General features: G+C 62.3%; 9 protein-coding genes. All 9 read left to right on the plus strand.

Annotated features, from left to right (window positions below):
• The first annotated feature begins 16 nt into the window (after nucleotides 1-16).
• The 9 genes from AQUI_RS0108645 to AQUI_RS27510 all read left to right on the plus strand — a co-directional run bounded on the left by AQUI_RS0108645 (nucleotide 17) and on the right by AQUI_RS27510 (nucleotide 11,992).
• Nucleotides 17-1,279, plus strand: coding sequence for an RsmB/NOP family class I SAM-dependent RNA methyltransferase (locus AQUI_RS0108645; RefSeq protein ID WP_027257166.1), 1,263 nt, complete (start codon nucleotides 17-19; stop codon nucleotides 1,277-1,279).
• A gap of 101 nt (nucleotides 1,280-1,380) precedes the next feature.
• Nucleotides 1,381-3,123, plus strand: a complete 1,743-nt coding sequence (locus AQUI_RS0108650; RefSeq protein WP_027257167.1) for a heparinase II/III family protein — start codon at nucleotides 1,381-1,383, stop codon at nucleotides 3,121-3,123.
• A gap of 24 nt (nucleotides 3,124-3,147) precedes the next feature.
• A complete protein-coding gene (purH, locus tag AQUI_RS0108655; protein WP_027257168.1) occupies nucleotides 3,148-4,737 on the plus strand; it encodes a bifunctional phosphoribosylaminoimidazolecarboxamide formyltransferase/IMP cyclohydrolase in 1,590 nt (529 codons plus the stop codon).
• A 17-nt stretch (nucleotides 4,738-4,754) separates the two neighbouring features.
• Nucleotides 4,755-5,237, plus strand: coding sequence for a signal peptidase II (gene lspA / locus AQUI_RS0108660; protein ID WP_027257169.1), 483 nt, complete (start codon nucleotides 4,755-4,757; stop codon nucleotides 5,235-5,237).
• 55 nt (nucleotides 5,238-5,292) lie between these two features.
• Entirely contained in the window at nucleotides 5,293-5,814 is a 522-nt protein-coding gene (locus AQUI_RS0108665; RefSeq protein WP_027257170.1) for a DUF3035 domain-containing protein, read from the plus strand.
• 167 nt (nucleotides 5,815-5,981) lie between these two features.
• Nucleotides 5,982-7,325 (plus strand): M16 family metallopeptidase, encoded by a 1,344-nt coding sequence (locus AQUI_RS0108670; RefSeq protein WP_027257171.1) that lies wholly within the window; start codon nucleotides 5,982-5,984, stop codon nucleotides 7,323-7,325.
• Nucleotides 7,322-8,641: a M16 family metallopeptidase gene (locus AQUI_RS0108675; protein WP_027257172.1), complete on the plus strand. Its 1,320-nt coding sequence runs from the start codon at nucleotides 7,322-7,324 to the stop codon at nucleotides 8,639-8,641. Before AQUI_RS0108670 ends, AQUI_RS0108675 begins: the two co-directional genes overlap by 4 nt.
• A 245-nt stretch (nucleotides 8,642-8,886) precedes the next feature.
• Nucleotides 8,887-11,031, plus strand: a complete 2,145-nt coding sequence (pnp, locus tag AQUI_RS0108680) for a polyribonucleotide nucleotidyltransferase (RefSeq protein ID WP_027257173.1) — start codon at nucleotides 8,887-8,889, stop codon at nucleotides 11,029-11,031.
• 76 nt (nucleotides 11,032-11,107) lie between these two features.
• Entirely contained in the window at nucleotides 11,108-11,992 is an 885-nt protein-coding gene (locus AQUI_RS27510) for a glycosyltransferase family 2 protein (protein ID WP_035919873.1), read from the plus strand.
• The last annotated feature ends 42 nt before the right edge of the window (nucleotides 11,993-12,034 follow it).

Below are 12,034 nucleotides of genomic sequence, written 5' to 3' on the forward strand. Positions count from 1 at the left end.
CCTGAGGAGTTGCCAGATGTCCGACCCCAATCACGCCCGCCGCACCGCGGTACACCTGCTGGATCAGGTTCTGGGAGAGGGGCGGCTGCTGTCGGAATGCTATGCCGCTGGTGCGCTCGAGAAACTGGCGCCTGAAGACCGGGCGCGGGCGCAGCGGCTGGCAGCGGAAACTCTGCGCAATCTCGAACGCGCAGACCGGGTGCTGAAGAAACATCTTAAAAAAACACCGCCAATGACCGTGCTGAATGTGTTGCGGTTGGGAGCGGTGGAACTGTGTTCTGGTGGCGCGGCGCACGGCGTAGTGAACGCGATGGTGGCCATCGTCTCCAAGCACCGGCGTCATGGGCAGCTCAAGGGGCTGGTCAATGCGGTCTTGCGCAAGGTGGCCGAGGACGGTCCGGCGGAATGGGCCAAGCTGCGTGTGCCGCGCCTGCCGAACTGGTTGCGCAAACCATTGGTTCAGGCCTGGGGAGCGGAGGCGATGCTGGGCATGGAGGCGGCGCATTTCACCGGTGCCTCACTGGATGTAACGGTTAAACCCAATTCGGACCTGAGCGCTTTGAGCGGGGAAACCTTGCCCACCGGTTCTGTGCGGATCGCCAATGCCGGGCAGGTTTCGGCGCTTTCGGGGTATGAGACCGGCGACTGGTGGATCCAAGATGCTGCCGCCGCGTTGCCCGCCCGCATTCTGAATGTTCGCCCAGGCGAGAATGTACTGGAACTTTGTGCAGCGCCGGGCGGCAAAACCATGCAGATGGCGGCCGTGGGTGCCAAAGTGACCGCAGTGGATGTCTCCAAAAACCGCATCGCCAGGCTCCAGGAAAACCTTTCCCGTACTGGACTGCAAGCAGAACTGATCGTGGGCGACGCACTGGAACAGCAGGGCCAGTTCGATGCCGTGCTGCTGGATGCCCCTTGTTCGGCCACCGGCACAATCCGCCGCCACCCGGATCTTCCTCAGGCCAAAGACGGCAGTGACTTCGGCGTCCTGATCGAACTGCAGGCGCAGATGCTGGCGCACGCCTGGTCCTTGGTAAAACCCGGCGGGCGGCTGATGTTCTGCACTTGCTCGTTGCTGCCGGATGAGGGTGAATGCCAGGTTGAGGACGCGCTGGATATGTTCCCTGAGATGGCAGCAGACCGCGAGGCGCTGCTGCTGCCCGGCGTGGATCCGGACTGGATCAGCGAAGAGGGCGGCCTGCGCTTGCGCCCCGACTACTGGCCGGAACGCGGCGGTATGGATGGGTTCTATATGGCCCTTTTGCGCAAATCCGCGTGACCCCGGGGAGTTCCCGGTATTCGCCGGTGACTTGATCCGCCCCTCGCGCTATGCTCGCGCCAAAACGCCCTGGTAAAAATCCGGCGTGAGGCAAAAAGAGCATGTCCACTTTTGACAGAATGGCCGGCCGCGGCACCCGGCTGCTGAACAGCTATTACGCTTGGCGCGCGCGCAGCCAGCCGGCTGCTACCGGCTTTGTCTCGCAGCCCGAGCCGCGCACCATTGGCAGCTTTGCGCGCGGGCGCCAGCTCGTGGCGGGCAACCTGCTGTTTGCCGGTTACTTGGTCGAATCGCCTGACACCGGACTGTGGGAGGTTGCAGCTCCGGATGCGGCCTTTGATGCAGAGCGGCACGGATTTTCCTGGCTCGACGACTTGGCGGCGGTCGGCGATTTCAAGGCCCGCGCCAAGGCGCAGAAATGGGTGTGGGGCTGGATCCAACAGCACGGACGCAGCGGCGGGCTGGCCTGGCTGCCCGACCTGACCGGGCGGCGGGTGATCCGCTGGATCAACCACGCTCTGTTTCTGCTTAGCGGCAAGGAAAAGGACGAGACGGAAGTCTTTTATCATTCGCTGTCGCAACAGACCTGGTTCCTGGCACAGCGCTGGCAGGGGGCAGCGCCCGGTCTGCCCCGGTTCGAGGCTTTATGCGGGTTGATCTATGCGGGCCTTGCCCTGCAAGGACGCGAAGAGCTGGCCGACCCGGCTGTCCGTGCGCTGGCAGCAGAATGCGATACGCAGATTGATGGCCAGGGCGGGTTGCCGACCCGCAACCCTGAAGAGCTGCTGGAGGTTTTCACTCTGCTGACCTGGGCCGCGGCTGCCCTGCATGAAGCCGGGCGCGCAGTGCCGCCTGCGCATATCAGCGCTATCGAGCGGATCGCCCCCACTTTGCGCACCCTGCGCCACAGTGATGGCGGGCTTGCGCGGTTCCATGGCGGCGGCCGCGGAATGGAAGGGCGGCTGGACCATGCCCTCGCGGCCAGCCATGTGGCAGAACGCCATGCGGACGGGCTGGCGATGGGATTTGCCCGGCTGTCAGCGCGGCGGACCTCGGTTATTGTCGACGCCTCGGCGCCCCCCAAGGGCAAGGCGTCCAACTATGGCCATGCCTCGACCCTGGCGTTTGAACTGACTTCAGGGCGGCGGCCCCTGATTGTGAATTGCGGATCGGGCGAAACCTTTGGCGTCGAATGGCGCCGGGCGGGGCGCGCCACGCCCTCCCATACCACGCTGTGCATCGAGGGGCACTCCAGTGCCAGGCTGGCTGCGCCGCACAAGACCACCGGCCATGAGGAATTGATCGAAGCGCCTGATGAGGTGCCGCTGGAAGTCAGCGACCTGGCCGATGGCTGCCGTTTTCAGGGCGGGCACAATGGCTATGCTGCCCATTTCGGGCTGACCCATGCCCGCACCCTGGATTTGGCGTTTGACGGGCGGGCCCTCAGCGGCGAGGACATGCTGGTGGCACTGGATGATGCCGCCAAACGCCAGTTCACCAAGGTTCGGGATATCAGCGCGGAGGGCGGCATCGGCTTTGACCTCCGGCTGCATCTGCACCCGGAGGTGGACGCAGCCCTTGACTTGGGCGGCGCCGCGGTATCCATGGCGCTCAAGAGCGGGGAAATCTGGGTGTTCCGCCATGACGGCACCTGCCAGCTGCGGCTGGAGCCGAGCGTTTTTCTGGAAAAGACCCGCTTGAAGCCGCGTGCGGCAAAGCAAATCGTTTTATCCGGGCGCGCGATGGGTTATGCGACGCGCATCCGGTGGACGCTCAGCAAGGCGCAGGAGACTGCGGTTGCCGTGCGAGATCTGAACCGGGACGAACCCGAGACGTTTGACTGAGCCTTTGAAAAGGACCGCCCTGCCATGACCGACCTTCACCCCGTACGCCGTGCGCTGCTTTCCGTATCCGACAAGACCGGCCTGATCGAGCTGGGCAAGGCGCTGTCTGGGCGCGGTGTTGAGCTGCTGTCGACAGGCGGGTCCGCCAAGGCGCTGCGCGATGCAGGTCTGACAGTCAAGGACGTCTCGGAAGTGACCGGTTTTCCGGAAATGATGGACGGGCGCGTGAAGACCCTGCACCCGATGGTGCATGGCGGCCTGCTGGCGCTGCGTGACAACGACACCCATGTTGCTGCAATGAACGAGCACGGCATCGGTGCCATCGATCTGCTGGTGGTGAACCTCTACCCGTTCGAAGCGGCCCTGGCGCGCAGTGCCGGTTATGACGAGATGATCGAAAACATCGACATCGGCGGCCCGGCAATGATCCGCGCGGCCTCCAAGAACCACTTGTTTGTGAACGTGGTGACCGACGTGCAGGATTATGACGCGCTGCTTGCGGAACTGGACGCAAACGACGGCCAGACCTCCTACGCCTTCCGCCAGCAGCTGTCGCAGACCGCCTATGCCCGCACTGCTGCTTATGACGCGGCTGTGTCGAACTGGATGGCCACGGCGATTGAAGAGAAGACCCCGCGCCGCCGGGCCTTTGCGGGCGAGCTGAAGCAGACCCTGCGTTATGGCGAGAACAGCCATCAAGAAGCGGCCTTCTATACCGATGGCAGCAATCGTCCCGGCGTGGCCACCGCTGTACAGCTGCAAGGTAAGGAACTCAGCTACAACAACATCAACGACACCGACGCGGCCTATGAGCTGGTGGCGGAGTTCGATCCGGCGGACAGCGCCGCAGTGGCGATCATAAAGCACGCCAACCCTTGCGGCGTGGCCAAAGGCGCGACCCTGGCCGAGGCCTATCAGAAGGCTTTTGATTGCGACCGCACGTCCGCATTCGGCGGCATCGTCGCGCTGAACCAGCCGCTGGACGCCGAAACTGCCGCCAAGATCACTGAGATTTTCACCGAAGTGGTGATTGCGCCCGGTGCTTCAGAGGAAGCTAAGGCGGTCTTTGCCGCCAAAAAGAACCTGCGCCTGCTGCTGACGGATGGTCTGCCCGAGCCGCGCAAAGCCATCACCGCCTACAAACAGGTGGCCGGCGGTATGCTGGTACAGGACAAGGACGTGGGCTACGTCGGCATGGAGGACTTGATGGTGGTGACGGAAAAGGCTCCGTCTGATGCGCAGATGCAGGACATGCTGTTTGCCTGGAAAGTTGCCAAGCACGTCAAATCCAACGCCATCGTCTATGTGAAGGACAGCGCGACTGTCGGTGTTGGCGCAGGTCAGATGAGCCGTCTGGACAGCGCCAATGTGGCCGCGGCCAAGGCCGGTCGCATGGCCGCCGAACTGGGGCTGGAAGAAAGCCTCGCCAAAGGCTGCGCCGTCGCTTCGGATGCCTTCTTCCCCTTTGCGGACGGGTTGCTGGAAGCTGCAGCTGCAGGCGGGGCCTGCGTCATTCAACCGGGCGGCTCCATGCGTGACGACGAGGTGATCAAGGCGGCCAACGAGGCAGGCCTGGCCATGGTCTTCACCGGCATGCGCCACTTCCGGCACTAAGCAGGCAGAGTTATGACATGGCAGCACGTTGGATGATCTGGGGCGCCGGCCTCTCGTTCCTGGCGGATCAGGCCAGCAAATACCTGGTGATCCACTGGATGGGGCTGGATCAGCGCCACCGGATCGACGTGCTGCCGCCGTTTCTTAACTTCCGCTACGGCGAGAATACCGGCATCAACTTCGGCCTGTTCGGCGGCGGTGATGAGGCGTCGCGCTGGATCCTGATCGGGATGTCTCTGGCGATCTGCCTGGCCCTTGTGATCTGGATCGCCCGCGCGCAAAAGGCGGCCTGGGGCATGCAGCTCTCGGCCGGGCTGGTGATCGGCGGCGCGCTGGGCAATGTCGCGGACCGGCTGCTGTACGGATACGTGCTGGATTTCCTCAACACATCGTGCTGCGGTATTCAGAACCCGTTCGTGTTCAATGTCGCCGATATCTTCATTTTTGCAGGCGCAGCAGGGCTGATCTTCTTTGACGGGCGGCGCAAAAAGCCTGCGTAGACCTCGCTGGGCAAATGGGTTAAAAGCGCCGGGAAACAGGCAGGAGTTTTGGGGCATGCGGATCCCGTTCGGAGTGATGGTTCTGGCTGGCGCGCTGGCAGTGGCCGGCTGCGGTCAAAAGGGGCTGCGTGTCCTTCAAAAGCCTGGCCCCGGCCCGGATGAGTTCCTGATCCTGCCGTCCAAGCCGCTGAGCACGCCGGAGAACTATGCGTCGCTGCCTGCGCCGACCCCGGGCGGCAGCAATCTGACGGATCCCGACCCGAAATCCGAGGCAGTGGCTGCATTGGGCGGCAACCCCTCGGCCCTGGTGTCCGGCAGCGGCGTGCCATCGGGCGATGCGGCACTGGTCACCGCTTCCAGCCGCTACGGCGTGGAGCCGGGAGTGCGTGAGACGCTGGCCTCGGAAGATGCGAAATTCCGCCACCGCAACCGTCACCTGGGGCGGATCAAGATTGTTCCGGTTGACCGCTATGAGCAGTTGTACCGGAAGCAGAGCATTGATCCATTTGCAGTCAGCGAACAATTCCGCAAGGCAGGCGCGGCCACACCGTCGTCGCCGCCCGAAGAAGAGTCCTGAACTCTCACAATTCCGCCAGCCAGTCTTGCATGACGCCAGCGGCAGCGTAGGTTGACAGCAGTCTTTCTGCTGGCAATGGGCGGCGTTTTGTGGCTGCAATAGGCGAAAGAGCAGTAACCGCACGGTCCCAGGCAAGGGCAAAGGTGCAAGAAATTGGAGGATGCCAGATGATCCAAAGGATCACATTGGCCGCCGCAGCGCTGAGTGCTGCCCTGTCCGCGCCTGTACGGGCTGAGGATGAGGCGGTGACCGCGTTCACCCTGGACAATGGCATGGACGTGGTGGTGGTCGAGGATCACCGCGCGCCCGTTGTGCAGCAGATGGTCTGGTACCGGGCCGGTTCGGCCGACGAGCCGCCGGGGCAGTCCGGCGTGGCTCATTTCCTGGAGCATCTGCTGTTCAAGGGTACCGACAAGCTGGCCCCGGGAGAGCTGTCGGCCACCGTGCGCGCCAACGGCGGCCAGGACAACGCCTTCACCAGCTATGACTACACCGCCTATTTCCAGCGCGTTGCCGCCGACCGGCTCGAACTGATGATGCGGATGGAAAGCGACCGGATGACCAACCTCCGCCTGAGCGAGGAGGATATCGCCACCGAGCGCGAGGTGATCCTGGAAGAGCGCAACCAGCGCACTGATAACGACCCGGTGGCGCTGTTCCGCGAGCAGCTGCAGGCGGTGCAGTACCTGAATCACCGCTACGGCCAGCCGGTCATCGGCTGGCGCCACGAGATGGAAAGCCTGGATATGGAGGATGCGCTGTCCTTCTACCGCACCTACTATGCGCCCAACAACGCCATCCTGGTGGTCTCCGGGGATGTCGAACCGGAAGAGGTGAAAGCACTTGCCGAGACATATTATGGCGTGCTCTCGGCAAACCCTGAACTGCCGGAGCGCTTCCGCAGCCAGGAGCCGCCGCAGACCGCTGCCCGCCGCCTCACTTTTGAGGACCCGCGCGTTGCTCAGCCTTATGTGCAGCGCTCCTATCTGGCGCCTGAGCGCGACAGCGGCGCGCAGCAGAAAGCTGCGGCGCTTTACTTGCTGGCCGAACTCTTGGGCGGCGGCAGCACCTCCTACCTGGCCAATGCGTTGCAATTCGACCAGCAGGTCGCCGTCTACTCCGGCGCCTTCTATTCGGGCAGCTCGCTGGATGATACGTCCTTCACTTTCCTTGTGGTTCCGGCTGAGGGCGTCAGCATGGATCAGGCCGAGGAGGCGCTGGATGCCACTATCGCCCGCTTTCTGGAAGCTGGAGTGGACGAAGCTCAGCTGGAGCGCATCAAGCTGCAGCTGCGGGCCGCCGAAATCTATGACCGCGACAACGTTAACGGAATTGCCAATCGCTATGGCCAGGCGCTCAGCATCGGGCTGACAGTGCAGGACGTTCAGGACTGGCCCAAGATCCTGCAATCGGTCACGGCGGATGAGATCATCGCTGCCGCAAATGAGGTTCTGCGGCCGGAGACATCAGTCACCGGCTGGATGACGCGCGGCCAGGAGGTGACCCAATGACCTTGCTGAAATTCATGGCGGCATCTTTGGTGGCCTGTGTCTTGGCACTGCCCGCCTGGGCCGGAGTTAAGATCGAGGAAGTCACCTCTCCCGGCGGCATCACCGCCTGGCTGGTCGAGGACCATGCGATTCCGTTCTCCGCTCTTGAGCTGCGCTTTCGCGGCGGCACTTCTTTGGATGCCCCCGGAAAACGCGGAGCGGTGCACCTGATGGCCGGATTGCTGGAGGAAGGCTCCGGCGATCTGCGGGCGCAGGATTATGCCCGTGCACTGGAATCCCTGGCGGCGGAGTTTTCCTATGATGCCGACAAGGATTCTGTATCCATTTCGGCCCGATTCCTGACTGAAAACCGCAAGGATGCAGTCGCTCTTTTGCGCCAGACCCTGTTTGAGCCGCGGTTTGACCAGGATGCGCTGGACCGGGTCCGGGCACAGGTGCTGGCGGGATTGAGGTCGGATGCCAAGAACCCGAACACGATCGCGGGCGAGGCCTTTTCCCGGATGGCCTTTGGCGATCACCCTTATGCCAGCGACGGCAAGGGGACGCTGGTGTCCGTTTCCGCGCTTAGCCGGCAGGATATTTTTGATGCCTATGAAGCGGTTTTTGCGCGAGACAGGCTGTACGTCAGCGCGGTGGGCGATATCACCGCTGAGGAACTTGGTGTGCTCCTGGATGAGTTGCTGAGCGCCTTGCCTGCAGAGGGCGGCCCGATTCCGGGCCCGGCTGAAGTTTCAATCGCGGGCGGTGTCACTGTTGTGGATTTCGACACGCCGCAATCTGTGGCCCTGTTCGGCCAAAAGGGGATCAAGCGCGAGGATCCGGATTTTTTCACCGCTTATGTGATGAACCAGATCTTGGGCGGCGGCTCATTCGAGACCCGGCTGATGACCGAGGTGCGGGAAAAGCGCGGGCTGACCTACGGGGTCTATTCCTACCTGGTGCCGCGTGACCTGGCGGCGGTCTATATGGGGTCGGTGGCCTCGGCCAATGGCAAGATGGCTGAAGCGGTTGAGGTGATCCGCAATGAATGGCGCCGCATGGCCGAACAAGGCGTGACGGAGAAAGAGCTTAAGGATGCGCAGACCTATCTGACCGGCGCCTATCCGCTGCGCTTTGACGGTAACGGCCGCATTGCCTCGATCCTCGCGGGCATGCAGATGGACCATTTGCCGATCAGCTATGTGGAAACCCGTAACGACCGTATCAACGCTGTCACGCTGGAAGACGTGAACCGCTTTGCTGCGGAATTCATGGATCCAGACGGTTTGCATTTCGCCATTGCAGGACGCCCTGAGGGGCTGGAATCCACCAACTGACAGCTTTCAGGCGGGGCCGCGATACCCCGCCTGGCATCCTGCACAGCACACTGCCGCCCTCGGCAGCGGACGCTTGCCGCTTTCCCTTTCAATTTACCCCAAACTCATGTATGGGCGGGCTTGTCTGAGACGATGTGCCAGGCCCCGGCACGCGAAAGCAAGATAGATGGGGCCGGCGGCAATGGGGCCGCCACGCAAACGGGAGACCCGGAGGGCCGGGAGTGCTCCCAATTAGGATACGCTAGATGTTTAACGTTTCGAAAAAATCGATGCAGTGGGGCGAAGAGACGCTCACACTGGAAACCGGCAAGGTTGCCCGCCAGGCTGATGGCTCTGTGATTGCCACGCTGGGCGAAACCTCGGTCATGGCCAACGTGACCTTTGCCCGTCAGCAGAAGCCCGGCCAGGACTTCTTCCCGCTGACCGTGCATTATCAGGAAAAATACTATGCTGCGGGCAAAGTGCCCGGCGGCTTCTTCAAGCGCGAAGCGCGCCCGACCGAAAAAGAAACCCTGACCGCGCGCCTGATCGACCGTCCGATCCGCCCGCTGTTTGTTCCCGGCTTCAAGAACGAAGTGCTGGTGATGTGCACCGTGCTGAGCCACGATCTGGTCAACGACCCGGACATGGTTGCAATGATCGCCGCTTCCGCTGCGCTGACTCTGTCGGGCGCACCGTTTATGGGCCCGATCGCAGGCTGCCGCGTTGGATTCGAGGATGGCGAGTACGTCCTGAACCCGACCGTTGACGACATGCAAGACCTGCGCCTGAACCCGGAACAGCGTCTGGACCTGGTTGTTGCCGGCACCAAAGACGCCGTGATGATGGTGGAATCGGAAGCATACGAGCTGTCCGAAGCAGAAATGCTGGGTGCGGTGAAATTTGCCCACGAGCAAATCCAGCCAGTCATCGACCTGATCATCTCGCTGGCCGAAGAAGCCGCGAAAGAGCCGTTCGACTTCCAGGCGCCGGACTACTCCGAGCTGTACGAAGCCGTCAAAGCTGCCGGCGAAACCGAGATGCGCGCTGCCTTTGCGATCAGCGACAAGCAAGAGCGCACAGCCGCGGTTGCCGCCGCCCGCGAAACCATCAAGGGGGCGCTGTCCGAAGAGCAGCTGGGTGACGCAAACCTGGGTTCCGCGCTGAAAAAGCTGGAAGCCGGCATTCTGCGCGGCGACGTTGTCAAAACCGGCAAGCGTATCGATGGCCGTGCGACTGACGAAATCCGTGACATCGTTTCGGAAACCGGCCTGCTGCCGCGGACCCATGGTTCGGCACTGTTCACCCGCGGTGAAACCCAGGGTCTGGTTGTGACCACGCTGGGCACCGGCGATGACGAGCAGTTCATCGACGCGCTGCACGGCAACTTCAAATCCAACTTCCTGCTGCATTACAATTTCCCTCCCTACTCGGTGGGTGAAGTTGGCCGTGTTGGCGGCCCCGGCCGCCGCGAAATCGGCCACGGCAAGCTGGCCTGGCGTGCGCTGCAGGCGGTACTGCCCGCGGCAACCGATTTCCCCTACACCATCCGCCTGGTCTCCGAGATCACCGAATCGAACGGTTCATCTTCGATGGCTTCGGTCTGCGGCGGCTCGCTGTCGATGATGGACGCAGGTGTGCCGCTGAAAGCACCGGTTGCCGGTGTTGCGATGGGCCTGATCCTGGAAGACGATGGCTCCTACGCGATCCTGTCCGACATCCTGGGTGACGAAGACCACCTCGGCGACATGGACTTCAAAGTGGCAGGCACCGAAAACGGCATCACCTCGCTGCAGATGGACATCAAGGTTGCAGGCATCACGCCCGAGATCATGGAGAAAGCCCTGGCCCAGGCCAAAGACGGCCGGATCCACATCCTCGGCGAGATGGCGAAAGCTCTGACAGAAGCGTCCGAATTCTCGGTCCACGCTCCGCGCATCGAGACCATGCAGATCCCGACCGACAAGATCCGTGAAGTGATCGGTTCCGGCGGCAAGGTGATCCGCGAGATCGTCGAAGTGTCCGGCGCCAAGGTCGACATCAACGACGATGGCGTGATCAAGATCGCCAGCCCGAACGGCGAGGCCATCAAGAAGGCCTATGACATGATTTATTCGATCGTGGCAGAGCCGGAAGAAGGCCAAGTCTACACCGGCAAGGTTGTGAAGATCGTCGACTTCGGCGCCTTTGTGAACTTCTTCGGCAAGCGCGACGGCCTGGTGCACGTCAGCCAGATCGAAAACCGCCGCCTGAACCATCCTTCGGACGTTCTGAAGGAAGGCCAGGAAGTGAAGGTCAAGCTGCTGGGCTTTGATGACCGCGGCAAGGTCCGCCTGTCGATGAAAATCGTGGATCAGGAAACCGGCGAAGAAATCGCGCCGGAAAAGAAAGAAAAAGCAGAGCAGGACTGATCCCAGTCTGACTGCACATAAACAGCCCGGGGCGCGCGATCCGTGCCCCGGGTTTTCCATTTTCGCCGGGACGCTCATGGAACAGTCTTTGCCGCCCCGTGTGACCATCATTACGGTCACCTATAATTCTTCTGCCGTTGTTGAGAGCCTGTTGCGCTCCATTCCATCTTCGGTGCCTTGCATTCTGGTCGACAACGCCTCCCGGGATGCGGAAGACACCTGTGCCCTGGCCGCAGCGCATGGCGCCCGGTTCATTGAAAATCCGGAGAACACCGGCTTTGGTCCGGCCTGCAATCAGGGGGCTGCACAGGCCGGCACGGAGTTTCTGTTTTTTGTGAATCCCGATGCCGAACTGTTCGAGGACACGCTGGAGCATCTGTTAGATGCCGCCGATGCACACCCCGAAGCATCCGCCTTCAATACCCGCATTGTCAAAGGTGACGGATCGCTGTTCTTCAAGCGCCGCAGCAAGCTGATTGCGAAATCTCTGTGGCTGGGGCGGGATGCCGCGAACCAGGACGGCGAGGTTCCGGTGCTGTCCGGCGGTGCCATGCTGGTGCGCAAATCCGCCTTCGAACAGGTTGACGGGTTCGACCCGAAGATTTTTCTGTTCCACGAGGACGACGACCTCAGCCTGCGCCTGAAGGCGGAATGCGGGCCGCTGCGTTATGTTTACGGTGCGCAGGTCCGGCATCTGTTGGGGCACTCCACCGAACGCTCAGCCAAAACCGCGGCTTTGAAAGCCTGGTACATGGGCCAGTCGCGCGTCTATGGCGCCCGCAAGCACGGCGTGCCTTTTGGCTTCCTGCGGGCGTTGGGGGAGGCGTCGCTGCAATTGGTCTCACCGCTGAACCTGTTGTCGGCGCGCAAACGGTCCAAGAACTGGTACTACTTCCGCGCCATCCTTAGCAGCGCCGGCCAGAAGTCCGCAGACCGCCCGCCGCCTTGGCAGCAAGTCTGACCCGGCTGGCACACCAATAGTTGCAATTTACAGGCGTCCTGC

It is taken from the genome of Leisingera aquimarina DSM 24565 (assembly GCF_000473165.1).
GTDB lineage: Bacteria > Pseudomonadota > Alphaproteobacteria > Rhodobacterales > Rhodobacteraceae > Leisingera > Leisingera aquimarina.